25 protein-coding genes are annotated in these 25,784 nt (G+C 42.5%); 6 read left to right on the forward strand and 19 right to left on the reverse strand.

Annotated elements, in window-relative coordinates; genetic code table 11:
• The 3 genes from G541_RS0104180 to G541_RS0104190 all read right to left on the reverse strand — a co-directional run bounded on the left by G541_RS0104180 (window position 1) and on the right by G541_RS0104190 (window position 5,264).
• Window positions 1-1,074, reverse strand: a complete 1,074-nt coding sequence (locus G541_RS0104180) for an Eco57I restriction-modification methylase domain-containing protein (protein ID WP_035162912.1) — start codon at window positions 1,072-1,074, stop codon at window positions 1-3.
• Window positions 1,074-1,847 carry a DNA methyltransferase family protein gene (locus G541_RS0104185; RefSeq protein WP_235806343.1) on the reverse strand — a complete coding sequence of 258 codons (774 nt, stop codon included), beginning with the start codon at window positions 1,845-1,847 and terminating at the stop codon, window positions 1,074-1,076. Before G541_RS0104185 ends, G541_RS0104180 begins: the two co-directional genes overlap by 1 nt.
• Before the next feature lie 621 nt (window positions 1,848-2,468).
• Complete coding sequence (locus tag G541_RS0104190; RefSeq protein WP_027826596.1) at window positions 2,469-5,264, reverse strand: helicase C-terminal domain-containing protein; 2,796 nt, start codon at window positions 5,262-5,264, stop codon at window positions 2,469-2,471.
• A gap of 258 nt (window positions 5,265-5,522) precedes the next feature.
• On the opposite strand from G541_RS0104190, the gene mvk reads away from it, so the two are divergent.
• The 4 genes from mvk to fni are packed head-to-tail and all read left to right on the forward strand — an operon-like array spanning window position 5,523 to window position 9,603.
• Window positions 5,523-6,476 (forward strand): mevalonate kinase, encoded by a 954-nt coding sequence (gene mvk, locus G541_RS0104195; RefSeq protein ID WP_027826597.1) that lies wholly within the window; start codon window positions 5,523-5,525, stop codon window positions 6,474-6,476.
• Window positions 6,477-6,478: 2 nt separating this feature from the next.
• On the forward strand, window positions 6,479-7,450 hold the full coding sequence (gene mvaD / locus G541_RS0104200) for a diphosphomevalonate decarboxylase (RefSeq protein WP_027826598.1): 972 nt from the start codon (window positions 6,479-6,481) through the stop codon (window positions 7,448-7,450).
• A gap of 27 nt (window positions 7,451-7,477) precedes the next feature.
• On the forward strand, window positions 7,478-8,554 hold the full coding sequence (locus G541_RS0104205; protein ID WP_027826599.1) for a phosphomevalonate kinase: 1,077 nt from the start codon (window positions 7,478-7,480) through the stop codon (window positions 8,552-8,554).
• A gap of 11 nt (window positions 8,555-8,565) precedes the next feature.
• On the forward strand, window positions 8,566-9,603 hold the full coding sequence (gene fni, locus G541_RS0104210) for a type 2 isopentenyl-diphosphate Delta-isomerase (protein ID WP_027826600.1): 1,038 nt from the start codon (window positions 8,566-8,568) through the stop codon (window positions 9,601-9,603).
• 71 nt (window positions 9,604-9,674) lie between these two features.
• Here fni and G541_RS0104215 read toward each other — a convergent pair whose 3' ends face one another.
• From G541_RS0104215 to lepB, 14 genes are all read right to left on the reverse strand, one after another.
• Window positions 9,675-11,075: an RsmB/NOP family class I SAM-dependent RNA methyltransferase gene (locus G541_RS0104215; RefSeq protein ID WP_027826601.1), complete on the reverse strand. Its 1,401-nt coding sequence runs from the start codon at window positions 11,073-11,075 to the stop codon at window positions 9,675-9,677.
• Window positions 11,076-11,078: 3 nt separating this feature from the next.
• On the reverse strand, window positions 11,079-12,074 hold the full coding sequence (locus G541_RS0104220) for an ABC transporter permease (protein WP_027826602.1): 996 nt from the start codon (window positions 12,072-12,074) through the stop codon (window positions 11,079-11,081).
• A gap of 9 nt (window positions 12,075-12,083) precedes the next feature.
• The gene (locus G541_RS0104225; RefSeq protein ID WP_027826603.1) at window positions 12,084-12,398 is read right to left on the reverse strand and encodes a metal-sulfur cluster assembly factor; all 315 of its coding nucleotides are present in this window, start codon (window positions 12,396-12,398) and stop codon (window positions 12,084-12,086) included.
• A 29-nt stretch (window positions 12,399-12,427) separates the two neighbouring features.
• A complete protein-coding gene (locus G541_RS0104230) occupies window positions 12,428-12,652 on the reverse strand; it encodes a YozE family protein (RefSeq protein WP_009554471.1) in 225 nt (74 codons plus the stop codon).
• Window positions 12,653-12,662: 10 nt separating this feature from the next.
• On the reverse strand, window positions 12,663-13,268 hold the full coding sequence (locus G541_RS0104235; protein WP_009554473.1) for a YpmS family protein: 606 nt from the start codon (window positions 13,266-13,268) through the stop codon (window positions 12,663-12,665).
• Window positions 13,268-14,200, reverse strand: coding sequence for an SGNH/GDSL hydrolase family protein (locus G541_RS0104240; RefSeq protein ID WP_027826604.1), 933 nt, complete (start codon window positions 14,198-14,200; stop codon window positions 13,268-13,270). The genes G541_RS0104235 and G541_RS0104240 overlap by 1 nt, the downstream gene beginning before the upstream one ends.
• 191 nt (window positions 14,201-14,391) lie before the next feature.
• Window positions 14,392-14,910 carry a dihydrofolate reductase gene (locus tag G541_RS0104245; RefSeq protein WP_027826605.1) on the reverse strand — a complete coding sequence of 173 codons (519 nt, stop codon included), beginning with the start codon at window positions 14,908-14,910 and terminating at the stop codon, window positions 14,392-14,394.
• A gap of 10 nt (window positions 14,911-14,920) precedes the next feature.
• A complete protein-coding gene (locus G541_RS0104250; RefSeq protein WP_009554480.1) occupies window positions 14,921-15,877 on the reverse strand; it encodes a thymidylate synthase in 957 nt (318 codons plus the stop codon).
• A gap of 9 nt (window positions 15,878-15,886) precedes the next feature.
• Window positions 15,887-17,797 (reverse strand): ABC-F family ATP-binding cassette domain-containing protein, encoded by a 1,911-nt coding sequence (locus G541_RS0104255; protein WP_027826606.1) that lies wholly within the window; start codon window positions 17,795-17,797, stop codon window positions 15,887-15,889.
• Between the two features lie 239 nt (window positions 17,798-18,036).
• A complete protein-coding gene (gene dprA / locus G541_RS0104260; RefSeq protein ID WP_027826607.1) occupies window positions 18,037-18,903 on the reverse strand; it encodes a DNA-processing protein DprA in 867 nt (288 codons plus the stop codon).
• A 329-nt stretch (window positions 18,904-19,232) separates the two neighbouring features.
• On the reverse strand, window positions 19,233-20,375 hold the full coding sequence (locus tag G541_RS0104265) for a type I-E CRISPR-associated protein Cse1/CasA (RefSeq protein ID WP_027826608.1): 1,143 nt from the start codon (window positions 20,373-20,375) through the stop codon (window positions 19,233-19,235).
• A gap of 114 nt (window positions 20,376-20,489) precedes the next feature.
• Window positions 20,490-21,281: a ribonuclease HII gene (locus G541_RS0104270; RefSeq protein WP_009554506.1), complete on the reverse strand. Its 792-nt coding sequence runs from the start codon at window positions 21,279-21,281 to the stop codon at window positions 20,490-20,492.
• Complete coding sequence (gene ylqF / locus G541_RS0104275) at window positions 21,281-22,138, reverse strand: ribosome biogenesis GTPase YlqF (RefSeq protein ID WP_027826609.1); 858 nt, start codon at window positions 22,136-22,138, stop codon at window positions 21,281-21,283. Before ylqF ends, G541_RS0104270 begins: the two co-directional genes overlap by 1 nt.
• 10 nt (window positions 22,139-22,148) lie before the next feature.
• On the reverse strand, window positions 22,149-22,637 hold the full coding sequence (lepB, locus tag G541_RS09375) for a signal peptidase I (RefSeq protein ID WP_081581145.1): 489 nt from the start codon (window positions 22,635-22,637) through the stop codon (window positions 22,149-22,151).
• Between the two features lie 215 nt (window positions 22,638-22,852).
• On the opposite strand from lepB, the gene G541_RS0104285 reads away from it, so the two are divergent.
• Complete coding sequence (locus tag G541_RS0104285; RefSeq protein WP_027826610.1) at window positions 22,853-23,587, forward strand: matrixin family metalloprotease; 735 nt, start codon at window positions 22,853-22,855, stop codon at window positions 23,585-23,587.
• A gap of 43 nt (window positions 23,588-23,630) precedes the next feature.
• On the opposite strand, the gene G541_RS0104290 is transcribed toward G541_RS0104285, so the two are convergent.
• Window positions 23,631-23,816 (reverse strand): 2-hydroxymuconate tautomerase, encoded by a 186-nt coding sequence (locus tag G541_RS0104290; RefSeq protein ID WP_009554512.1) that lies wholly within the window; start codon window positions 23,814-23,816, stop codon window positions 23,631-23,633.
• Window positions 23,817-23,969: 153 nt separating this feature from the next.
• Here G541_RS0104290 and G541_RS0104295 point away from each other — a divergent pair, with 153 nt between their 5' ends.
• Window positions 23,970-25,394, forward strand: a complete 1,425-nt coding sequence (locus G541_RS0104295) for a C69 family dipeptidase (protein WP_027826611.1) — start codon at window positions 23,970-23,972, stop codon at window positions 25,392-25,394.
• Window positions 25,395-25,540: 146 nt separating this feature from the next.
• On the opposite strand, the gene G541_RS10155 is transcribed toward G541_RS0104295, so the two are convergent.
• Window positions 25,541-25,784, reverse strand: a 244-nt coding sequence (locus tag G541_RS10155; protein WP_162139335.1) for an IS30 family transposase, incomplete at its 5' end; no start/stop codon positions are given.

The following is a 25,784-nucleotide window of genomic DNA, read 5'->3' on the forward strand; positions in this document are numbered from 1 at the left end:
CTAATTCATCTCCTTTACATGGGTTTCAATAAAGTCAATTTCCTCTTGCGATAAACCATACTTTCTATATAATTGTTGGTCAATCTCTGGAATGGACTTCGTCCAGTCAATATCGGAGTTAGAAGTAAAGTCTTGGAGAGGAACGTATTTCCATTTTGGAGCAGGATTGTCTTGAGTAACTTTTAGCACGCCAAGCATAACTCTGGCAAATTTAGATTTTATATATTTTAAACATGCCTCTGCTTCATTACTGGTTTTAAAATTTCCAATTGATAAAAAAGTTTCTGTAGCACCTACATTTGGTTCTCCAATCAATGGCTTACCAATTACTGTAGACGGACTCGAAGTTAACCCTGTTCCGTATGACTTAGGTATGAAAATTTTATAATTATAAAAACTTTCTGGAACATTTTGATAAATTGATCTTGCCCACCAATATTTTCTTTCTCTACCCTCTAGACCGAGAAATTTCACCCAATCATTATTAGTATCACTTGGCTTATATTTAAAGAAAATAACATCTTTCAAAACTCTAAATGCGCCACTTCCAACGTCCTTTTTATGTCCTTTGGACTGCAAATCTTCTATTTGAGGATAATCTTTAAGAGCCTGTTCCGACAATTTATACACACCTCTACCAGTCACAATAGATTCAACGTAACCATAATTATTTACTTTTAATACTTTTCGCAATATAGTATTTAATTCATTAAATGGTGTGAAAACTTTTATAGCATCATAGTGTGCATTTTTATTAAAATATGATATTACAACGCCACCAGCAATCCCAACATTCGGAAATATATCAGCACTATTAGCAAAATATCCTATAATTTTAAATTGTACACTATTCAACATCTTCTTATTCCATGCTTTCGGAGTACTTCCTGCGTTAAACAAGAAACGTCCTGGATGAATCATTTCAACAATATTTCCAACTTTATACGCTTCATCTAAGAATTTATGATAAATAGGTGGTGCATACGTCTTATTGTCGCCAATCGTTTCATCTTGATACGGCGGATTTCCGATCACTACGTCAAACTTAAATTGTTCATTTTCTTGCTTACTCATCACTTTAACTCCCCTTTGTATACCTTTGTTACGTCGCAAACCTGGTATTTTCTAGTCGGTTCTGGCACTAACAATTCATCAAATAAGTCAAGTTGTCCCACCGTTTCGTCTGCACTCTCGTCAGCAAACAACGACTTATAAGTGAACACTTCCCGTTGTACTTTTTTGTCGTCCACCGGCCACCAATGGCTAAACTCAATCAGTTGTCCTTGATTGTTGGTATATTCCAGTGTATTTCCTTGTACGATATTCGTAGCTATCACATAATGTGCTGCTTTATAAAAATCAGTATTGCTACTCAACTGCTTTTGCATCACTGTTTGATAATGATTAATTACTACATCCATCATGGCTGCACGTGCCTTGATCAAGTTATCTGGTAATAGTTCAATCCCATAGATACTCATCAACGCCCATAGTGCTTTTGGGATCCAAGTGCTTTTTGTTGAGCTTTGGTCCACATATGTCAGGCGTTGATGAACGATTTCCCTTAAAAAAGCGCCTTCCCCCGCACTTGGTTCCAAGAATGTTGCATGCAGATCGCAAATTTTCTCCTGAATTGTTGGTTCTGCCAGCATTTTCTGAACCATCCATTTCGGAGTAAAAACTTCACCATGACTTTGAACGCGTGCTTTGGACTTGATTAGTTCTTTGGCTTCGACTGTTTCCTGGAGTTCATAATGTGTTCTCTCAGTTACGTATTCTTTATCATTGAATAAAGAAATTTCCTCTTGCGTTATGCTGGATTGTTCGATTCCCTTTTTCCCTGTCATAATATCCAGGTCCCTTCACACTTCACTGAGGAAAATAAATGTACACAAAAAGAGCCCACTGATTCTTTAAAAATCAGTAGACTCTTAAAAAAGGGCTTGACAAATAAACCTTGACCTAAATAATCAAGGTGTTCTGTTCTGTTCTGTTCTGTTCTGTTCTGTTCTGTTCTGTTCTGTTCTGTTCTGTTCTGTTCTGTTCTGTTACTAAACATTTTCTCACCTATATAATTATCTAATTCTTTTTACGTAATAATTATAGCAGTTCCCCGTTAATTCTCGTATCTTTTTCAGCGCATTGCTAATCAAAGAGCGTTTTTTAGGACTGATTCTATTTCTTCCTGACAACTTTTCTTAAGCAATTGTCCTGAAAATTTTTTATTTTTTACATTCCCCACCTTTTTGCACACTAGACACGACCTATAAAAATATAGGCGCCAAACTAAAAGCCCGTCAATCCAACTTTTGTTACTTTCATGGTTACACATATTTCACTATATATCCTGTGGTTATGAACAAAAGTGCTTATTTACCTTCAATCGCTGCTACAATTTCAAAGATAATTTTTCACGTGCCCACAAAAAATCCAGCTCGTAACAACCTAGAGCTGGATTTTTTGTAAATTTAATTATCTTCAGCCAAAAACTTAGTCACCATATTTCCAATCTGACTAGTTGGATAACGCTTAAACTGCACCTCATTGGGAAAAGTTGCCCGCATTTTATGTCCGTAACTTTTTTCGTAGATCCGGTTATCCAAGATAACAAATGCACCTTGATCATGGGGCGTTCGGATCAACCGGCCCCAGCCTTGTTTCAAACGCAAAATAGCCTCTGGCAGAAGAATTGCGTTGAAAGGATCCAAGCTGTTGTGTTGGGCGTCCTCCCGGCGAATCTGGTTAAGCTCTGTATCTGGTGATTGGAACGGCAAGCGCGCCACGATCAATAATTGCAGCTGATCATGAGGCAAGTCAATTCCTTCCCAAAAAGTTCCCGTCCCTAAGAGAACATTAGCATTATTCTTACCCAGGATGAACCGTTTGCGCAGTTTCTCCGCTCCCCCGTTAATTCCCTGGGCAAGAACCGTTCGGCGTTGGGTAAACCCCCGCTCACTCAAGCGCTCATATACTTCCTTGATGTCATCCAGAGCATTAAAGAGGACCAAGGTTTGAACCGGTGTTTGACAAATTTGCTCAATCGCATCCGCTAAGTAAGCGATATATTCTTCCCGTGGTACCTCGGTCACTAACGGGGCATCCGTTGCGACCATCGTGATTGTTTGTTTCTGATAGTCAAACGGTCCTTGATATGTTTCCACCAGCGCATCCCGATCCAAATCAAGTTGGCGGTACATATAATCATCAATCTCCGGCAGAACCAAATCAGCTCCCATAAACAAGACCCGTTGGAACTGCTGGTAGACTTGTTGTTGCAAGTAGTCTTGCCCACTAAGGTAGCCAGTAGTTAACCGCAAGTGGGCAGTTGAATGTGCTGCAAGCGTCAACCAAGTTTGGCTCTTGGTTGGCGCTGCTTGAAGCGCCCCACGGCATAACCTACTCCACGGAGCAAGTTCCTGGTTAATTTCATCCAACAAGGAACATACACTTCGCAACAACTCATTTCCTTCACGACCAATTTGCCCAGATGCTTGGGCTTGCTGGCGCTTATTTTCTAACCATTGGCCAAAGGCTTTTAAATGGGGTAATGCCCGGTTGATCTGTCCCACCAAAGCACTGTGGCTTTTAATGAAGTCATTGAGGTCTGGTGCAGGAAGTAGTTTTTCTGTATATTCCGTCAACTTTCCCCCACCAACGAAATGGCTCAACAACCGGTGACGGAGACTAGGAACAGCGTGGTCAACCACTTGGACCTGGCGGAGATAGGTTGTATATTGTTTAGCCGATAACACCCCTATCTTGACTAAATTCTCAAACGAATACGACTGGTGCGACTCCATCTTGACCAGGGCCGTATCGGCTAAGATCTTGACCTGGTCAAAGTCTACCACCTGCCGGTTAACCCGCGTCATAGTTGTCACTAAGTCTTGCCCTTCATCAATGATCAAATTGGCCCCAAAGTCAGCCAACTCCGCTGCATGCTGCAACAAATACGCATGATTAGTCACTACGATATCGGCACTCTTGAGGGCTAGGGCTTGGCGGCGGACAAAGTCATATTCATAAAACGGACTTGTTTGCTCGAGAGCTGCTAGCCCGTGGTGCGCGATCGTTGTAAATAAGTTGTCCTGAAGTGTGGTCAGGTGGAGTTCTGCAAAATCCCCGGTTTCTGTCATACTCAACCACACGAGAATCTTCATTTGCAAAACACAGGTATTATCGTTTTGAGGAAACTTTAGTGACTGAGCAAACCGTGCTAGGTCGATATAGTTACTATTTCCCTTCAACGACAATACCCGCACCGGAATCCGAGTTAATTCTGTCAAGACTGGTAAGGATGTTTTAAGTAGTTGTTCTTGTAAGGCCATTGTCGCCGTACTGATAACGAATTTTTGTCCCTGACTCACTGCATATAAGGTAGGTAATAAAAAACCATAGGTCTTTCCCATCCCGGTTGGTGCTTGTACTAACTGTTGCTTTTGTTGGGACGAATGCCAAAAACGATCGATACTGTCCATCATCCGTGCTTGCTCATTTCGCAGGTGCAAGCGTTCACCAAAAAGCTTACGTTTTTGGGCAACTTTACGCGGATATACTTGTGGCTGGATGGTTGTCACTTGCCGTTCTGGGCGCCGTAGCAAAATCCCGCCTACTTCAACGAAACTATTGCTCAAAACTTGGTGGCGGTGCTTGCGATTACGGTAAGCATTAATAAAAAGAGTCCCAGTATCATACAAAAGGTGACTAGCCAGGGGGCGTAATGAAGCAAGTAACGGAAATGGTAGACTGCTCAAACGGTTACGGAGTTTAATAAAAATCCGCGCCGTTGTTTCTGCATCACTATCAGCCCGGTGGGGCCGCTTGTTTTCGATTCCAAGCAGGCTCCCAAGTTCAGCCAACCGATATGAAGATAAGGTTGGAAACAAGACCTGGGCTAACTGGACGGTATCGATACAGGCCAGGTCTAACATTGGATACCCCACTCTTTCCAATTCACTATTCAAAAAACGATAATCAAACTGAATGTTATGAGCCACAAAATTTGTATCTTGTAATAATGAATAAATGGTTCCCGCCACGTCTTCAAAATATGGGGCGTTGCGGACATCTTTATTAGTAATCCCCGTTAGGTTTTGTGTTTCGCGGGGAATCTTCATCTCAGGGTTAATTAAAGTATTAAATGTATTGATGATTTTATTATTTTTCACGAATACGCAGCTAAACTGGATAATGCGGTCCCCCGTTTCGAAACTAGTTCCCGTCGACTCCAGATCGACTACTGCAAATGTATCTGTCAACTTCATAAATAAATGTCTCACTCCCTGATAATCTCGCTGTAATTTTAACACAAGTCGGTGTTACCACGCGAACTGCAATAACATCCCCTGACATTCGTTTACTCATTTCAGCCCCGTTTCATCCCCAATAATAATCATTTCTTTCATTATTGACCCCAATAAATTTTAACTTTTAGCTATTTTTACAACTAGTTTTTTATTCCCTTGGTTACATAGTGTATAATCATTATGTTTGAAAATTATTTTGAGGAGCATTTTGATAGAATGCGAGAAGATAAATTAACTGCAGTAGGAACTAGTCACGCCAAGATCATTTTGATCGGAGAACACTCAGTAGTATACGGACAGCCAGCAATTGCCTTTCCGTTATCTGCTGTTAGCGTCCGCGTTACAGTTACAGCTAACAATCACCACGGCGTGTGGGTAAAAAGTAGCTTGTACACCGGGCCGCTGGCCACTGCTCCGGCAACACTTGCTGGGACTAAACACTTAGTTGCGGAGTTGCTACGGGGATTACCTGCAGACCAACGCAACATCACTTTAAACATTAACAGCAACATCCCTGCCGAGCGCGGGATGGGATCATCAGCTGCGGTTGCCGTGGCGATTATTCGTGCTATTTTCCGTTTTTATGGCTGGACCCTCAACCAGGATGTACTCTTACATCTAGCCAACATCTCCGAGATTGATACCCATAAAAACCCTAGTGGCTTGGACGCGACTACGGCTGCCAATGCTTCCCCCATTTGGATGATTCGTGACCATGAGATCAAAAAGATCCCCGTCACTAGTCGCGGCTACCTTGTTATTTGCGATAGTGGGATCCTCGGTCAAACCAAAGAAGCGATTGCGATTGTCCGCCAAAAGATGGAACGTGATCCGCAGGGCACTACCCAACACTTATATAATCTCGGCCAACTAACAGCACAGGTGCGAACCCTTTTAGCCCAAGACGAAGTCATAGCACTAGGGCAAGCATTAGGCCAAGCCCACCAGGAACTCAAAGAATTGGGGGTAAGTTTGCCCGCCATTGATGACCTGATCACTGCCAGCTATGCGCATGGTTCATTAGGTAGTAAACTTACTGGTGGCGGACGAGGGGGGTGCTTCATCTGCCTAACTGCTGACCGACCTACTGCAGAAAAATTAGCTGATTATATGAAGACCCAGGGGATAGTTCAGACTTGGATTGAACCTCTGGCAACGTCAAAGGAGTAATTATGTCAAAAACTGTCACTGCACGGGCGCATACCAATATTGCGCTTGTCAAATATTGGGGGAAAAAAGATGACGAGCTGATCATCCCGATGAACAGCTCGCTTTCCCTTACTTTAGATCATTTCTACACTGACACGACCGTCACATTTGATTCCCAGCTAGTGGCTGATCATTTCACTTTAGATGGGCAATCAACACCGGTCAGTGCTAAAATTACCAGGGTTATTGATCGGGTGCGGACCTTAGCCGGAATCACTACTCCTGCGCGCATTGATTCAATCAATCATGTGCCCAATATGGCAGGCTTAGCATCCTCTGCCAGTGCTTTTGCTGCCCTCGCTTTGGCAGCTAGTCAGGCTGCAGGTTTGGATCTTTCCTTGCGGGATGTCTCCCGCCTAGCTCGTCGCGGGTCAGGTTCTGCTACTCGGTCAGTTTACGGGGGCTTTGTCGAATGGCAAATGGGACATGATGATACCGATTCTTATGCCGTTCCTTATTTGGAACACCCTGACTGGGACATCCATGTTCTAGCAGTGGTAGTCAACAGCGCGCCCAAGGCTATCTCCTCTACGGCAGGAATGAAGCGGGTAGTTTCAACTTCCCCATTCTATCCCGCATGGGTTGAGCAGACAGCTAAAGATATGGTCACGATCAAACAGGCTATTACTGCCCACGATTTCACCCAATTAGGTGAAACTGCTGAAGCCAATGCAATGAAGATGCATGCGCTTAATATGGCCGCCCTACCACCTTTTAGCTACTTTAGTCCGGATACTATTCGGATTCTCGATGCAATTGCGGAACTCCGCCGGCAAGGGTATGAGTGCTATGCTACGATTGATGCGGGACCAAATGTAAAAATTCTCTGCCAAGCGGCTACTAAAGACCATATTATTAACTATATCCAGGGACTTCTCCCTACTAGTCAGATTTATAGTGCTACTGTGGGTCCAGGAGCAACAATCTGCGAATAACTGTTAACTTTGAAAGGACTTGATTTTTTGATTGAGGCACAAGCACCAGGAAAACTATATATTGCAGGCGAATATGCCGTAGTGGAAACAGGCTACCCTGCCATCCTCGTTGCTCTCGACCAATTCATCCGGGTGCGGGTTTCCCCTAGCCACGGATACGGAACGATCTATTCACAGCAATACAAAGAAAATTCAATTCATTGGCGCCGTAAAGGCAACCAGATTGTGCTCGATAACCGGGACAATCCTTTTCACTATATTCTTTCCGCCATTAGAATCACGGAAGAATATGTGCAGTTGCAAACACAGCGCCCTTTGACAACTTATGATCTCACGATTGATAGTGACCTCGATAGTGTTGACGGTAAGAAATACGGCCTTGGTTCTTCGGCAGCAGTCACTGTGGCTACGATTAAGGCCCTCTGTCAGTTTTACAATTTAGCCATTACTAAGAACACACTCTTTAAATTGGCAGCTATTGCGCATTTTGAAGTTCAAGGCAATGGTTCCTTGGGCGATATCGCCGCAAGTGTTTATGGCGGTTGGATTGCTTATCATTCTTTTGATCGTGAATGGCTCTTGGTTGCACGCCAACAACTCAGCTTAGAACAACTCCTAGCTACTGATTGGCCCCAATTAGCTATTGAACAACTCACCCCACCCCCAGCGCTAAAACTGGTAATCGGATGGACTGGATCGCCGGCATCAACATCCCGCCTGGTAGATGCTGTTAGTTTGATCAAGGCCCAAAAACATCAAGGATACCAAGCCTTCCTAACTGCTAGTAAAGATTGCATCCACCAGTTAATCACAGGTTTTAAAAACCATGACTTAGCGCAAATTAAAGCAGGTATCCGTGCTAACCGCCAGATTTTAAGCAACTTGGCCCAGATCAGCCAGGTTGACATCGAAACACCATTACTTACTCGGCTCATCGATATTGCTGAGGAGATGGAAGCTGCCGCTAAGACTTCTGGTGCTGGTGGTGGCGATTGCGGGATCGCAATTACCGATAGTGATACAGCAGCCACCACCATCCGTAACCAGTGGCAAGCTCATGGAATCGAACCACTTGCCCTCCAGGTCCATACAATTACTGAATAAAGGATAGAATTATGGAAGATAATATTCATGCGCAACGCAAAAATGAACATTATTTTATCGCTGAAAAGTTATATCAGGCAGACGCCCACAATGGTTTGGATCAAGTTCAACTTCACCCTGACAACTTGCCTGAACTTGCTTTAGCTGATGTTGACTTGCGGACAACCCTGGTTGGTCAACCAGTCAACGTCCCCTTCTTTATCAATGCGATCACTGGTGGCAGTCAACAAACCACCAAAATTAACCAACAATTGGCAACTGTTGCTGCTCAAACCGGAATCCCTATGGCTGTTGGCTCGGAAAGTATTGCCCTCAAATTGGGAACAACTGCAGGTTTTGAGGTCATTCGCCAAGCCAATCCAGATGGTTTTGTACTAGGCAATTTGGGGGCTGGACATAATTTGCATAATGCAAGAAAGGCTGTCCGCCTGATTAATGCGGATGCTTTAGAAATTCACCTGAACGTTGCCCAAGAATTGACCATGCCGGAAGGCGACCGGTCTTTTAAATGGAGTGCCAACTTACGAGAAATCATTACCCACCTCGAACAACCCGTCCTAGTCAAGGAGGTGGGGACCGGGATGAGCACCACTACGTTAGAAAAATTACGCCGGCTAGGGGTTAAATACGTCGATCTTTCCGGAGCTGGTGGGACTAACTTCGTTGCAATTGAAAATGAACGGCGCCATCACCAGGATTTTGGTTTTCTTCATGAAATTAGTCTGTCCACTGCCCAAAGTTTGTTATTAGCCCAGGACTTCTCCCATGATTTCGAATTTACGGCTTCGGGCGGAATCCGGTCTGCGCTTGAGATTGCTAAATGCTTAGTTCTTGGCGCCAGCAACGTTGGTATCTCGGGCCAGTTCTTGCATATTTTAATCAAGCACGGACCCGACGCCTTGGTTACATACATTGAAACTTTAAAAGACGAGCTTCGTAATATTATGGTCCTCTTAGGTTGCCAACGGGTTTCTGACCTGCACCAGGTAGCATATACCCTCAGCCCTGAACTCTGGTCATTCAAACAGCAACATCAAAGTAATAATTAATAAACAAAACGGCTTGGAAGCACGTGTTTAACACTAACTCCAAGCCGTTTAATTTTTTATTTTCTCAAGCACTAAAACCGTAATCCCTTAGGGAAAAAGTTTTTGATTACCCCATTAACCAGTTTCCCCATGGCAAATGGTTTGCCAGCACAAACTAGCAGATACCATCCGTTAGGCTGGCTAGGGCCCGTATATTGGACCGTATTTCCGCCGACATATTGCCGCCACTCACTTTCATCTAAATCCAGTTTAGCTTGAATTTCAGCTGGTTGCACAGCTAAAGCCAAGGCATAACTTGGTTCAAAGCGGTGTTTCTTAAATTCGCCTAATAAAATACCCGGACGCATATACTTCATCTGGTCAATATCTGGCCAACTTGCATCGTAGTAATACAAGTAACTACCATTGAGGCGCAAATTATTAGTGCTGAATTTTTGTCCTCCTCGATCCATAAAGAAGGACTGTTTAAATTCTTCCCACAATGCTAGTTGTTCTTTGCTTAAACTGTTACCCTTCCCGCGGGCTTGTTTTCCGCGGCGCTTCTTTTTCTTAGTTGTAGGGGCAGGAGCAAGTTCTGGAGCTGTTTGTGCTAATTGAAACTTAGCCACAAATTGGCCTTCACCTTGAAAATGGTGAGGCATCATCCGTACTGCCTTAGTCATTTCTGAATCGTTATCAGCAAATGCCGGTTGTCCAGGCGTCATCCCGGCTACTTTAGGTACCGCCACCATTTCTAATTCAGGATAAGTCGCCAGCAACCACGCAGCAATCTGCTCATCTTCTTCGGGAGCAAAAGTACACGTTGAATATACCAGTTGTCCCCCAGGACGCAACATCTTTAAAGCTGAATTCAAAATATTTTTCTGTCGTACAGCACATTCAGCTGGATAGTGTTCATGCCAATAAGTGACTGCATTGTGGTCTTTTCGAAACATTCCTTCGCCTGAACATGGGGCATCCACTACAATCTTATCAAAGTATGCGGGGAAGTACTGTTCCATATTGGCGGGGTCTTCATTCAACACGATCACATTTGTAGCCCCAATCCGCTCCATGTTTTCGGCCAAAATACGTGCGCGCTTGGTATTAATCTCGTTGCTAACCAACAATCCTTGATTTTGCAATTGCGCTGCTAATTGGGTTGATTTTCCGCCGGGAGCAGCACATAAATCTAACACTCGTTCCCCTGGTTGAGCAGCAGCCACTTCCGCAACATACATTGCACTGATATCTTGACTATAAACATAACCGGCCTGGTGGGCTAGACTTTTCCCAGATACCGTCCCATAATAAGCATCCTGTACAAATGGGACTGGATGGTGCAAATCTAAAGCGACGTCTTGGTACTTAGCTTTGAGGGGGTTGAGCCGAAAACCATGCTCTACATCCTGGTCAAGGCTCGCAAAAAAAGCTGGCGCCTCATCACCCAACAGGTTTGTATATTTATCTATAAAAGCTTGTGGCAGTTGCACACGCTACTCCTCCTTTTTCTTTTTGTCTAATATTACCGCAAATATAATCCCAAATGCTGTCAGTAAAACTATATATAATCCCCCTAAGAACATTAACAAGCTAGTATAGGTAGTGAAACTAAACTTGAATATTCCCAGCATTGTCCCCAAGACCAAACCTAAACCATTCAAAAAGCTAAAGAGCGCCAGCTGGTGGAAAAGGATTCGGTCACGGTTGAGCGTGATGAATTTTTTGGTAAAAACATCCTTACGGGATACCATTATCCAGAACAAGATCTCAAGTAATGCCATAACTACTATCCCTACCAATTGTAAGGTTTGCTGACTATGCAGGGCGACCCATGAGTCTTTCTTGGTAATTAACTTGGTATTAAACAACTTCTTAACTTTTTGTGCACCCAAGATTTTTTGCAAAGTTGCTGACTTTACCGGTTGCTTCGTTGCCGTATCAATGATGATGCGGTATGCACTAGCAGCAGTATTCTGCGCCCGTTGGCTTGACATCGAAATAAAGACCTGCTTGTCCAATTGCGATTTATACTTACTCCCCATAACACCAACTACTGGAATATATTGCCCGTCTTGCTTCAAGTAGGCTTGATCCTTAGGTTGATAGAGTTTTTTCTCCCAATCTTTACCTACAACTGCCGTTTCTACAGCTGAAGTAAAGTCACTAGTGGAGAAAAACGAGCCTGAAATCATCGGGGGGATACTGAACTTACCTTGCCCATAAAAATAAATGCGTTGTGAGTTATGTCTATCTTGAAAATGAATCTGTGCATCCTCTAGTTCTTCACTTTTAGTTACACGTTCTAAAAGCTCACTAACCTTAGTCCCCTTTTTCATTTGTATCTGGTAAGACTGGTTTGACAAGTTGGAATTGTTGAGGCGCATAACGTAGTCTGCTTCCTGAATGTGGTAAAAAATTACGACACTTAGAAAAGCTACTATTCCTGCGTACAAAACAATCAGTAGTTTTTGGTTGAAAAAGTTTCGCATCGTTGCCTCCTATATTCCCAGTGCCACTCGTGCATAGCGTGACATCCGGTCAATTGTCCAGACAGGTTCAAACGTAAACTTGACTTGCGTCTGTTCAATCTCAGGAACCGGCTTGAGGGCTCCCACTACCATTTCAGCCAAAACATTGGTTAATGGACACCCCATAGTCGTTAAAGTCATCGTTACGGTACAAATACCATCTTTAGCCAAATCTACCCCATACACTAATCCCAGGTTAACAATATCTATCCCTAATTCAGGATCAATAACTTGCTCTAATCGGGTTAAAATATCGTCCCGAATCTCCTTATTAGTTCGTACCATCTTCATCGCCTCTTTCGTCACGTTTTGCTTTAACTCATTTTAGCGAGATACCGATCCCATGCTTCATCAAAAATTGTCATGGTTGGAAGATAGGCCGCGTTGAGTTCTAAATATTGCGAAAGTTCCTCATAGTCTTGTGACTGCTTAGGAAATGATTGGTCATAAAAGGCTCCTTCAGCAAATTCAGCAATCTCATCATGACTATCGCGATTTCGTTCTGTCATTAAGTATTGATAAAAACTTTGTCGATACATCTGTTATCACCTATTCTAATGGGATTTGCACTTTAAAGCGGATATCATTGTGTTGCAAATCTAGTTTTTCGCCCTTGATCTTAATCTTATTCTTATTTGTCAATGAGTTCATATTCAAGGTAATAAGTTCCTTTTTGTCATCAATTGTTGCCCATTTACCTAGATCATAATTATTTTTAACGTACTTTAAGATAAAGGCTGGTGGGGCATTCAACGAACCAATCGCCACTGATTGAGCCTTGAGCGCAATATTCCCCCGTTTATCTAAATAAGGTTTGGTATACAAAGTGAAAGAAACTTTTTCTCCCAAAACCTTTGTTGTTCCGATAAGGATCGCAGCTTTTTTGTGCAAGGCGAAGTGGTACTGAACACCTGTCTTTTGGCTGTTTTTCCTCAAATAGTAATTGATAGCCGCCACGAGCTGTGATTTATTAGCTGAAACATCGATCTCAGAATATTTTTTCTGTGTGATTTGCTGTTTAGGAAGTTCGGTCTGTTCTACTGTTGGCGTCATGATTTTACTGGTAATAAAGATCCCCCCAGCAATGTTGAGTGCCAATAGTACGGCAAATGCCCATTTCCAATAATTCTTCTTGTGTGTTTCCTTTTGCACCACTAGCTATCCCCTTTCTTTTGACGCCAAGTTGCACTGTGGGCTTGCATCACTTGGTAAAGTTGCTCAGTCATATATTTGTATCCCTTTAAGTTCGGATGGAAATGATCCTGACTGGACAAGAAATCATTTTTTTCCTTAGCATCAGTTAACAGATCTTCAGCTTTTTGTTGGGATACTTTGCCTAAATCAATCGTTGTACTGTTTTTTAAAGATTTTTTGGAGCGGTGGAGGTATTGCCCTTCTGACAATTGGTGATTAATATCTACGAAATAAACTTTTTTAAAGCCCTGACCTGTTTTTTTTGCAACTTCATTCCATTCGTCAGTATACTTCTGTAACGCAGTCAATGTTGGAAAATATACATAGAACGGATTATAAACGCTAAATAAGAAAATCGGCGCATGTCCGTTGTAAGTCCGAATGGTCTGTAACAATTGTTTTAACTTAGCTTGGTATTGCTGCTCTTGTCCATCCATAACGCTAGCCAAGTCGTTATTCAATAATTTGCCTGCATTCTTTTGCAGGACTTGCATCAAGTCATTACCCCCCACAGTTAACGTAATAACGTCAGCTTGGTGCAAATCTTGTTGTAATTGCTTTTGGGTCTTGATTCGAGTTTCAATCTGATCACTCCGATCGCCTGTTTTACCGTAGTTACTCGTCGTTACCTGGAGATCAGATTGTTTATTTAATTTTTGTTTAATCAGATAGACATAGCCACCCTTGTTAGTAGTATCACCTACACCATGAGTCAGTGAGTCACCCACTGCACATAATCTCACCTTTTGGGGTGGGGTCGGCTGGTGTTTCTTCGTCGTCGGGATAGCAACTGGTGCAGGCGAAGCAAACATTACCTTCATAACTCCCAAAAATATCCCCACTAAAAGTAAAACAATTCCACTAAAAACAAGGCCTTCCTTAAATTTTTTCATATTAATACTTTAGCTCCATCTCATACATTACTGAATATCTATTTTAACCTAAGAATACTATTATTCCTAGGTTTGCCCGCCATCTTCTCTTAGTTTTACACCAATTCTTAACTTTTGTAACTTTCGTTCATTTCAAAAGGAAGACACCAGTAAGCAACAAAGTAATTGTTGCCTACCAGTGTCTTCATAAGTTAAATTGAATCTTTTGGTTTGCGTTGATATACGCGAAACTCATATGGATACTGATTTTTCTCATCAACTTGTCCCGACTGTACCGAAATCAAATCAAAGTTTCGATAATCTATTGCTGGCATCGTCACGTCACCATCAAAATGAGCTTTGATCACAGTCTGATACAAGGTATCTACTTCATCTTTTAGCAAAGTGAACAGACTGGCGCCCCCTATGACAAAAATATCTTCATCAGGATGTGCAGTTATCCATGCTTTCATCTCTGCAGGTGTTATGAAGACTTCTAAGTTGTCTGTCACCCGGGCTTTTTCTTTCAAAGCTGCATTTCTAGTCAAAACTAGATGTAATCGGTGGGGCAACATTCCCGGAAAACTAGCAAAAGTTTTGCGTCCCATAAGGATTGGATGTCCCAATGTCCGCTGCTTGAAATACGCCAAGTCAGCTGGTAAATGCCACGGAAGATGTCCATCCTTACCGATATGTCCGTCAAGGTCTTCTGCCCAAATATATGCTAACATCAGATACCTCCTAGACAGCTACTGGAGCCTTGATAGCCGGCCCACTTTGATAGTCTAAAACTTTGATATCTTCCATATCAAAGTCCATGATATTGGTCTTATCAGGGTTGAGCCAGAGCGTAGGTGCAGCAAAAGGTTGACGCTGGAGTTGCTCTTGAACTTGGTCAAAGTGATTGTTGTAAATATGCGCATCACCAAGGGTATGAACAAACTCACCGACCTCTAGTCCTGTTTGTCGGGCAATCATATGGGTTAGTAAGGCATAGCTTGCAATGTTAAACGGCACCCCTAAGAAAACATCTCCGCTCCGCTGGTACAATTGACAGCTGAGTTTATTATCATTTACATAAAACTGAAAAAGTGTGTGACATGGTGGCAAAGCACTGTTTGGCACATCTTCTGGATTCCACGCTGATACAATGAGCCGGCGGGAATCAGGATTGGTCTTAATAGTTTCGATAACATTTTGAATTTGGTCGATCGTTTCACCTTGACGAGTTTGCCAGTGCCGCCATTGGGCTCCATAAACATCTCCCAAGTTACCATACTTAGCAGCAAACGCATCATCATTGACAATACGTTCACAAAAAGCCTTTTTCTCAGCCTGATAAAGTTCATTAAATGCAGGGTCTGCCTGTGCCCGCAACCCAAAGTCCGTCATATCGGGACCATGATACTCATCACTTTCAACCCAGTTTTTAAATGCCCATTCATCCCAAATATGGTTTTTGTGCTTCAGCAAGTATTGGATATTAGTATCCCCCCGCAAGAACCATAGCAGTTCGCTTTTGATTAAGCCAAACGGAACTTTTTTAGTTGTTAACAAAGGAAAGCCTTGACTCAAATCAAACCGCATTTGGTAGCCAAACAAGCTTTTGGTCCCCGTCCCAGTACGGTCAGCTTTAGCATGCCCATGCGCCAGTATGTCTCTAATTAATTGCAAATAAGGTTCATCAAGATTTGCCATTTTGTCCTCCTAAAGATCAACGTATTCGCTAAGTTCTAACCAACGTTCTTCTCTTTCATCAATTGCTTGGGTTAATTCATCTACTTGGGCTTGTAAGTCTCCCAACTTGGCATAATCTGAGCCATCAACTTGACTCATTTCGGCGAGCAAAGCATCTTTTTTCTGACCAAGTTGTTCCATCTCTTTTTCGATCCGTTCATATTCCAAACGTTCCGCATAGGTCAGCTTAGTTTTGACTTTCTTAGCTGCTGGTTTGGCAGTTGCAGCTGTTTGCTCATGGGATTGGGGCTTGTTTTCAGCCTGAGAGGTAGCCTGCTTTTGTGCCTTGGCTAGGTAATCCGTAAATGAGCCTGCATAGCGCTTGATTTGCCCATCACCGGCAAAGATGAGCAATTTATCGGCAACCTTATCCAGGAAATACCGATCATGAGAAACAGTGATAACAGTCCCATTAAATTCATCTAAATAGTCTTCTAAGACTGTCATGGTCGCAATATCCAAGTCATTAGTGGGCTCGTCTAACAGCAAGACATTTGGTTGTTCCATCAACAACCGTAACAGATACAGACGCCGTTGTTCTCCACCGGATAACTTTCGAATCAGTGTTCCATGCATAAAACGTGGGAACAAGAACTGTTCCAAAAGCTGAGTGGTGCTAACCCGCTCCCCATCCCGGTTAATGATGTTTTCGCCAATCTCGTTGAGATAGTTGATCATTCGCTTATCACCTGGAATAGGTGGCATCTGTTGCCGATAATAACCAATGCGTACAGTTTCGCCAACTATCAATTGACCATCCGCTAATTCTTGGTCACCTGCCAAGATGTTGAGCAAGGTACTCTTACCAGCACCATTAGCACCAGTGATCCCAATCCGGTCATCAGCTTGAATTAAATAATTGAAGTCACGGATAATTTGGTGCCCTCCAATGGCTAAGCTAGCAGCTTGTAGCTCCAACACCTTTTTACCCAGACGTTTTTGCCCAATATTAATGTTGACATTATCTGTTGCTTGCACTTTACTATCAGCTAGGTCTGCTTTAATTCGTTCAAAGTTGTTGATTCGGGCTTGTTGCTTGGTTGTCCGTGCCTTAGCTCCGGTTCGCATCCAGGCTAATTCTTTTTTATATAGTTGCTTTTGCTTGTGTTCAGCTACGGCCTCACGTTCAACCCGTTCAGCCTTTTGACGGATAAAGTCCTGGTAATTACCCGGATAGGCATATAATTTTCCAAAGGAAAGTTCCATAATTTGCGTTGCAACATGGTCAAGAAAATATCGGTCGTGGGTAACAACTAGTAGAGCTCCCTTGTAGTTAGCAAGGTAATCTTCCAACCATTCGATCGAGTCAAAATCCAAGTGGTTTGTCGGTTCATCCAGAATCAGCAAGTCCGGTCGTTGAACTAACACCTGTGCTAACCCCACTCGTTTCTGCTGTCCTCCGGATAGTTCACCCACTTTGACGTCTAAATCATCGATATGTAACTGGCTCAGGATAGTTTTCACATCACTGTCGGCAGTCCACGCATCTTCCTGGTTCATCAAGTCTTCAGCCCGATTATACTGTTCCTGCAATTTAGGATCTTCTGGGTTCTGACTGTACCGTGCCAAAACTTCTTCATAGTGGCGGATCGTTTGAAAAACTGGGGCTGCCCCCTCAAAGATTGCTTCCATAATGGTGGCATTTTGGTCCAGGGGCGGTCGCTGTTGGAGATAACTGATCCGATAATCATTGGGGCTGATCAAATCACCACTATCAGCAGGATCAATTCCACTCAATGCATTCAATAATGTTGTCTTGCCAGATCCGTTGGTACCAATCAAACCAATCCGATCATTTTCATTGATCAAAAAGTTAACATCCTGAAAAAGGGTCTTTTCACCATATGTTTTGGTTAAGTTCTCAATTCTTAGTGTCTTCATCGCTTCTCGTCCTAAAATAAAAATGAATTTCTAAGATAACATTATAGCAAAAACTACTCTTAGCTTCATCCATGGAAATCGCCCTAATTTGTTAATTCAAAGAATTTAGCGGCCAAGCCATTGGGCTAGGTTTTATAGGGATTTTATCAAATATTGTATATTACAATTATGCTAAGGGATAGTTATTGTTATTTCAAACGAGCTAAGTGCATTATTAAGATTTATTGCATAATACAATTTTATAATTGCAACTCATCAAGAATATCAGTCGCTGCTAACACTGGCTTGGCTCCAGCCTGAATTAATTGATTGCAACCGACATATTTTTCTTCGTCAATGGGTCCAGGAACAGCAAGTACATCCCGATTTTCTCGGAGGGCCATGTTTGCAGTAATCAAACTGCCACTTTTTTGGCCCGCTTCAACCACAACTGTTGCCTGGGATAAACCTGCAATAATTCGGTTGCGGTGGGGAAAGTGCCACCGGAGTGGCGATGCTTGGGGTAGATATTCGCTCAACACCAAACCTTTTTTAGCCAGAAGTTGCTGCAAACTCTTGTTGGCTGGAGGATAATATCGGTCTAACCCGGTCCCAATCACAGCGATGGTTTTTCCGTGGCACCCTATTGTTGTTCGGTGAACCAAACCATCAATCCCCTGGGCTAGCCCGCTACACACAGTTATCCCTTGGGCCACCAACGGAGGTATCAATTGCCGAACCGCCACTTGACCGTATGATGTATAGTGCCGTGATCCAACCATACTTACAATCGGTGTTTGCAATAGTTCCAAGTTACCTTGATAAAAAAGGAGCAAGGGTGGCATATAAATCTCACGCAACTGGGTTGGATAGTTTTTATCAGCAATTGTGATGAACGGATGATTCGCCAGTATCCACTCACTCATTTCGATCATCGCCGGCGAAGTTAGGTCCTGAACAAATTCTTCGGCTTGATCGAGGTCGATATTTAAAAGCTGGCCTACTGTGGTTAGCGGTGGTATCTGCCCTGTTTTTTGTAGGTAACCTACCAAAACTAATTTTTGTTTAGGTGTCAGCTTGTTAGTAAGATAGCATTTTAATATATCGTGTCGGAGCTTTTTAGTCACTGTATCCCCTCTTTCTGTATTTCTGTTAGTTATATACGCTAGATTGTATTGTTTTAACATTTTTAAGATATTATCGTGGTTTAATTTGACTCTATAATCTGGTGAATTCCTTCAAGCAGACTGATTGTATTTTGAATAAAAAATTCTTATCTTCTACCTGCATAGCAAATATTTTTTCATACACTCAACTAGATCTAAAAGGCCAGTAAATAAGAAGCCGGACGATGAATCACTTAAGATTTCTCGTCCGGTTCTTTTACGACTAAGAATTTTTTCAAGCCAATAATATGAGTTCATTAATTCAGTGACAACCGTTAACAAATTATCAACTAAAATGTTTCCGAAAATGTGAATGATTTTATCTCTAGATCGCCAAGGGTTCTGTATTTTAATTTTGAACCTTCCTTGCTCTCATTATAACTAGTTGCAAACGGGTCTAAATAATCACCTTCAGAAAAGATCGGTGCTGGTAAACCAGCAGCATAGATCACCGGTTTACCCTGGTTCCATTCGATATGAAACAGGCGGGCGGGTAGGGTGTATAATTGCGCCGTGTTGTCGGGGAATGTCGTTAACTGATCAATATAGTCGGTTAACTTCCATTCCCATATAGGGCGTTGCGGTTTATCATCGTAAACCATATTCAATACAAGGGTATCGAATAAGTTTTTACCCTGGATATAAACGGGATCAATCTTGAATAACCACCCGCTAGAGATTGGATTATCTCTATATTTGGTTAGCTTAACTTTATCAGTAACACCAGCATAACCTTGATAGGTAATCAACCACCGTACTAATTCGCTGATAGTGGCGGTGTCCTTGTATTTTTCAGAACGACTGCTAAAAAGCGCAGGGGAATTCTTACTCTCACTAATACGGCGGTCAATCTGACGAATAGCAACCGTTCCCGTTTTTTTGCCTGGATAGATTTTATCATCATCACTTACCAGGCTATTAAAACTGTCAACGTCAACATTCAAAAAGTTGTTATTCCCCTGGAATTCGAACTTGCTTTCATTGGCTGCCAAGTAATCGAATAAGAACTTATTAAAGCCCTTATTGATTAATGTCTTTGGTTGCCGTCCTTGGTAAACCGTTTGAAGAATAGCAAGCAAAAACCGCAGTATTGCCAAATTCTGGAGTTCACTATCACCCGCTAATTGGCGGTATTCACTAGCGTTTTTAAAAAGATCAGTGATAGATACTTCCTTAGTCCCTTCAGTCGTTAAAACTGGAATCCAGGGGCTGGATAGCAAATTAAAACCCTTATTATTATCCTTGTCGCCTTTTAAAACTTGATAGGCTTTATATAAAGCGACTGCCGTTTGTAGTTGCATGCGGTCAATGTCATTTAGCTTTCTTTGCTTGCCGATGTTGGCAGCCGTCACGCCTGATACTTTAGAAATTCTATAGGCGCTAATACTTTCATCTTCCAACAACGCCTTAATTTTTTCAGTGTCAATGATCATGTAAAAACCTCCGTTTAAGACTGTAAAAAACAACAATCGTACAATTAAAGTACCCTACATCATTAGACCAACACGTCCAATGCATAGGATACTTCTGTTATTGACTATGCAAGTTTAACCACTATATTTACCCGTGACTAAACCAGTTTTAATTGGTTCAAAGGTTCTGCGATGAATCGGTGATACTCCATAATTAGCCAGGCCTTGGAGGTGTGCTTTCGTTCCATAGCCCGCATTATGACCGAATTCATAGCCAGGATAAATTTCATCATAAAATGCCATCAAGTGGTCCCGGTTAACCTTAGCTACAATGCTTGCGGCTGCAATAGATGCCGACTTAGCATCGCCTTTAATGAGTTTTTGTTGCGGAACATCACTAGCAATCGTCATAGCATCGATCAAAAGTTGGTCTGGCCGAACAGTTAAATCAGCCACTGCCTGTTCCATGGCAGTAATTGTAGCCTGATAAATGTTGACTTCATCAATCAACCGGTTGTCCGCCCAGCCGACTGCAACAGCCACTGCTTCTGTCAAAATTTGTTGGTACAACGCTTCTCTCTTAGTCGCCGATAATTGTTTAGAATCATTAACATCATAGAGGGCAAAATCGTGCGGTAAAATAACTGCCGCAGCCACTACTGGACCAGCCAAAGGACCGCGTCCCACTTCATCAATTCCAGCAACATACTGGACTCCCTTTTCCCAATAAGACCGTTCGATTACCAGGCGCTGTTGAAAAGCTTCTCGCCGAGCTTGCTCTCGTTCTTGCCGGTGGTAGTAGGTCCGCAGTGCTTGTTGCACCCCTGCCCGCTTATCATCTTGAAGCTGAGTTAGTAACTGTTTGTCAACTGGGGTTTCATTCAACAGCTGCTTGACTTTTTTGATGGTAAGCTTTTTTTCCGCCATTATTCTTGCTCCTCGACTGGTTGAGGAATCTCATCAAGGGTATACCGCCCCAACTTGCCTTTGCGAATATCAAAAATAAGCCGCTCACTAGCCCGTTCGTAGTCATCCTTGAATCCCATATTAGCCGTGATTGCTAATAAGAGCTCAACAGTCGTGTCGTTAATCTGATCATTGGTAACTCGGTAACGATCCATTAAGGCCTGCGGATTATGTGCTACGAAGTGTTCTAATGCGTAAAGGGCAACATCGTCCTTAGCGTAGAGTGTATCCTTAATCGCTCCTGTCAAAGCTAACTTCTTCCCTACTAACGGATCTTCAAACTTGGGCCACAAGATTCCTGGTGTGTCCAACAATTGCAAGGTGTTCCCTACTTTAATCCATTGCTGTGCTTTCGTCACTCCGGGCCGGTTCCCTACTTGGGCAATTCTGCGCTTAGCCAGATGGTTTAGGAGGGTTGACTTCCCAACATTAGGAATTCCCACACACATCACCCGACTACGCTTGGTCTTAATGCCTTTTTCTGCTTTCTTTTTATTATTATCTCCCAAAACAGCAATAATCTTTTTTTCAATTACCTTCAAGCTGTTAGCGTTACTGTTAACTGCTAGTGCTGGAATGCCATTTTGTTCATAATAATTAATCCATTTTTGGGTCATTGCTGGATCAGCCAGATCCATCTTGGTCAAAACTACAATCCGTGGTTTCTGCTCAATCACCTCTGTCAATTGCGGATTCCATGAAGAATCAGGAATACGTGCATCAACCAATTCTAGAACAATATCAACTGCCTTTAAATTCTCTTTCACCTGGCGCAAAGCCTTAGCCATATGCCCTGGGTACCATTGAATAACTGCCATTTTTACCTCCTTAAAAGAATCGGAACTGGTCAAACGGGGCGATGTTGCACACTACCCGTCCTTTGATTTGCTTTTTTGGTATTACCCCAAATGTCCGTGAATCGCGACTTATAGGGCGATTATCGCCAACTAAAAAATACGTTCCCTGCGGAACATGGACGCCTTTGCTAGTATAATCAGCAGGAAAATCAGCTGTATAGCGCTGGTGCTTGTTCAGATCAAGTTGTTTATATAAAAAGTCTTCTGCTACCACGCGTCCGTTGACGTATAGTTTTTCGTTATGATAGCGAATGTTATCACCTGGCAAGCCGATTACACGTTTCACATATACCAAGCCGGCTTGGTCAGTTGCCAATACCACATCAAAGCGGTGGATTTTTTTAGTGCGCAATACCATGACTTCCTCGCCATTATGTAACGTCGGCTTCATCGAAGTCCCCTCAACTATTGCCACAAAAAAGAGAAGGCGCACAAGTAGTGCTACTAGCGCACCTCCCATCAAAAATCCTATAATTATCTTTTTCCTACGCTTCACAAGCAAATACCATTCCTTAATATATCAATCACCTTTCATTATACCATTAAATTCACTCTTCTTTTTTGCCGTTTCTCCCCTTAAAAGTGGTTAAAAGTCGCTAAATTCTCCCTTCATTTGCCAGGAGATGGTATAATTTAAATCAAACGGATGTTTGAATAACTCGAAAGGTACTGCTCATGAGTAAGTGGATATTTAAACTTATTAAAAATATTTTTTATCGCTTACGCCCGCTCATTCTCTTTATTCTGTGCGGGTTAGCTTTTATTGTTCTCATGCAGATGCAGTATGCTCATCTAGCCTTAACTCCCCGCAACTTTTTTGATACCGCTAACCGCTGTTTTCAGGCAGCTCAACATCATGAGCAACCTGTCGACCATTATCAGCCGGCCTCGATTCACCGTACCGTCTATTTTTACGTCAATACCCACGGTCATGACCAGTCAACTTTACCTTATTGGCATGAAGCTGTACAAGGTTGGAACAAAACCAATGTCGTCACTCTCCAACCGACTAATGATATTGCGGCAGCTACAATTACATTGATTCCTCAGAGCATTTCTCTCAGCCAAAATACAGTGGGGCTGACTAATACTCAATCTAGCCTTACTACTCAACAAATTAATGGCCGCTATCAATATCGCAACCACAACATCAGTCAATGCGAACTTGATTTAAAGAAAATGAAGACCTATGGCTATACCAAACAGGAAATAGTAAACGTAGCTGAACATGAGTTAGGTCACGCTTTGGGTTTGAAGCATAGTCAAGCAGTACGCTCCGTCATGAGTGCTGATAATCGCTTTTTTAATATTCAGCAAACTGATGCCGATCATTTAGCCGATATTTTTTCAAAAACCACTCCTAACCACCCCGTTAACCAATCGATTAGTTGCCATATTGCGGGTTCATAAAAAGACCAGCCTTATTTCAAAGCTGGTCTTTTTATATACTGTATTATTCGTCACTCTTTAGTGTACCGCCAACAGCGTAACGGTTCTTTTGCATTTCATTCAGAACCACGTGCACATGTTCAGCAGGAGCACCAGTGTTTTTAACCACCGCTGCAGTTACATCCGCTACTAAGTTCTTCAATTGTTCTTGGGAACGTCCCTCGATTAGTTCAATATGAATTAAAGGCATGTCCTCATCCTCCTTATATCTTTACACATAGTTTACCAAAATTCACTTTTAAAGGATATCTTTTACAACTTAGGCTTTCCCCAACGCTTCTGAAGTTAGATATCCTTGCATATATGGTATCATAGTAGACAGTTAAAAATGGGAGGTTTTAAAATGGCTTCAAATCGCTATGAATTTTCTGCCTGTACCAGTGTTCTGGTCGGCAAAAAGGCCACTGTCGATGGTTCTACCCTTATTGCACGAAACGAGGACTTCAAGTCGGCTTGGCCAAAGCACCTAGTGATTCATCCACACGAAAAATTCGCTAATGAACAAAAATTCGTTGCCCAAGACAACGGTTTCACTACTACTTTGCCTAAGGTTAAGGGAAAATACACTGCTACACCTGAATGGACTGCTGAAAACGGATTGATCGAAGAAGATGGAATCAATGAATACGGAGTTGCAATGAGTGCAACTGAAAGTACGTATGCTAATGACCAAGTCTTAGCAGTTGACCCCCTGGTTGAAACAGGGATTAACGAAGGTTCAGTAGTCACTGTGGTTCTTCCATACGCACATTCAGCTCGTGAAGGTGTCGCAATCCTGGGTAAGATTGTTGAAACTAATGGGGCTGCTGAAACCAACGGCATGCTTTTCTCCGACCAAGATGAAGTTTGGTATATGGAAATTGGGTCAGGTCACCATTGGGTCGCTCAACGCATTCCTGATGATTGCTATGCTGTTGCTGCTAACCAGATGGCTATCCAAGAGATTGATTTTGATGATCCCGATAATTTCATGTTCTCACCAACTATCAGAGAATTTGTAGCACAAAATCATCTTAATACCGCCCGTGAAGGGTTTAATTTCCGCAAGATTTTCGGCACTCAAACTCTTTCAGATGAAGTTTATAGTACACCACGTGTTTGGTTTGCCCAACAATATCTCAACGCTGATACCCCTAACACTCCAATGAGTGAAGACTTACCTTTTATTCGCAAGGCTGACCGTCTCATTCAGGTAGCTGACGTTGAATATATTCTAGGATCCCACTTCCAACGGACGCCATACGATTTACTGGGCAAGGGGCCTGAAAGTGGGAAGTTCCGCCCAATCAGTCTAGCCAAGACCCAGGAATCACATATCCTCCAAATCCGGCCTGGTATGCCGATTGAAGTTGGGGGCCTCCACTGGTTATCCCTCGGTGTTACCGCACAAAGTGTCTACGTTCCACTTTATGCTGGTGCAACCGATGTTCACCCTGCCTACAAGGTTGGAACCAAGGATTATAGCCCAGATTCAGCTTACTGGACATACAAATTGGCCGGAATCTTGGTTGATCCTCACTATCATGAATTTGGAGAAGACCTTCAAGAAACTCAACACAAGTTGCGGATTAAATTTAGCCAGATGGTACGCGAAGCTGATCAAAAGGCTCTACAAATGGAACCAGCCGAACGGACTAAGTTCCTAACCGACCAAAGTATCAAGATGCAACAAACAGGATTAGACGCAATGAACAAGCTAATCAGCGTCTTGGTAACTAAGTCTACTGACTTATCACCGCTAAACTATAACACTGATTTAAATCTTTAATTATAATTGGCCAGCAAGCATTAGCTTGCTGGTTTTTTCATTTTAAATGATATTCTAGGAAAAATTCCCCCTGTTTCTGTTTTATTTTTACTCGCCAATTGCAATAATAAATTGAACACTTGCCAATAGCATCTGGTAGATTTTGACTATCTGTGTCGATAAATATGGTCAAGCTCTATGTCAAAGCACTCTTCTGGAGTCTTGTAGTTTAAGATCTTTCGAGGAAGAGAGTTGCACCATACTTCGATCTTAGCAATGTCTTCCACGCTGTACTTATCTATCCGGTCTCCCTTAGGAATATAGCGTCTGATAAGCCCGTTGTGCCGCTCTACGCTACCTTTATCACAGGATGTATAAGGGTGAGCATAATACACAAGCGTCTTGGAAACT

It is taken from the genome of Ligilactobacillus saerimneri DSM 16049 (assembly GCF_000423265.1).
Taxonomy (GTDB): Bacteria; Bacillota; Bacilli; order Lactobacillales; family Lactobacillaceae; genus Ligilactobacillus; species Ligilactobacillus saerimneri.

Coding starts and splice junctions, on each gene's coding strand:
- mvaD (WP_027826598.1), top strand. CDS start 6,479: ATGTCAAAAACTGTCACTGCACGGGCGCATACCAATATTGCGCTTGTC.
- G541_RS0104190 (WP_027826596.1), bottom strand. CDS start 5,264: ATGAAGTTGACAGATACATTTGCAGTAGTCGATCTGGAGTCGACGGGA.
- G541_RS0104250 (WP_009554480.1), bottom strand. CDS start 15,877: ATGGCAAATCTTGATGAACCTTATTTGCAATTAATTAGAGACATACTG.
- G541_RS0104185 (WP_235806343.1), bottom strand. CDS start 1,847: ATGACAGGGAAAAAGGGAATCGAACAATCCAGCATAACGCAAGAGGAA.
- G541_RS0104270 (WP_009554506.1), bottom strand. CDS start 21,281: ATGGCGGAAAAAAAGCTTACCATCAAAAAAGTCAAGCAGCTGTTGAAT.
- ylqF (WP_027826609.1), bottom strand. CDS start 22,138: ATGGCAGTTATTCAATGGTACCCAGGGCATATGGCTAAGGCTTTGCGC.
- G541_RS0104295 (WP_027826611.1), top strand. CDS start 23,970: ATGGCTTCAAATCGCTATGAATTTTCTGCCTGTACCAGTGTTCTGGTC.
- G541_RS0104225 (WP_027826603.1), bottom strand. CDS start 12,398: ATGGTACGAACTAATAAGGAGATTCGGGACGATATTTTAACCCGATTA.
- G541_RS0104230 (WP_009554471.1), bottom strand. CDS start 12,652: ATGTATCGACAAAGTTTTTATCAATACTTAATGACAGAACGAAATCGC.
- G541_RS0104240 (WP_027826604.1), bottom strand. CDS start 14,200: ATGAAAAAATTTAAGGAAGGCCTTGTTTTTAGTGGAATTGTTTTACTT.
- G541_RS0104180 (WP_035162912.1), bottom strand. CDS start 1,074: ATGAGTAAGCAAGAAAATGAACAATTTAAGTTTGACGTAGTGATCGGA.
- G541_RS0104265 (WP_027826608.1), bottom strand. CDS start 20,375: ATGATCATTGACACTGAAAAAATTAAGGCGTTGTTGGAAGATGAAAGT.
- mvk (WP_027826597.1), top strand. CDS start 5,523: ATGCGAGAAGATAAATTAACTGCAGTAGGAACTAGTCACGCCAAGATC.
- G541_RS0104220 (WP_027826602.1), bottom strand. CDS start 12,074: ATGCGAAACTTTTTCAACCAAAAACTACTGATTGTTTTGTACGCAGGA.
- fni (WP_027826600.1), top strand. CDS start 8,566: ATGGAAGATAATATTCATGCGCAACGCAAAAATGAACATTATTTTATC.
- G541_RS0104290 (WP_009554512.1), bottom strand. CDS start 23,816: ATGCCTTTAATTCATATTGAACTAATCGAGGGACGTTCCCAAGAACAA.
- lepB (WP_081581145.1), bottom strand. CDS start 22,637: ATGGGAGGTGCGCTAGTAGCACTACTTGTGCGCCTTCTCTTTTTTGTG.
- G541_RS0104255 (WP_027826606.1), bottom strand. CDS start 17,797: ATGAAGACACTAAGAATTGAGAACTTAACCAAAACATATGGTGAAAAG.
- G541_RS0104245 (WP_027826605.1), bottom strand. CDS start 14,910: ATGTTAGCATATATTTGGGCAGAAGACCTTGACGGACATATCGGTAAG.
- G541_RS0104285 (WP_027826610.1), top strand. CDS start 22,853: ATGAGTAAGTGGATATTTAAACTTATTAAAAATATTTTTTATCGCTTA.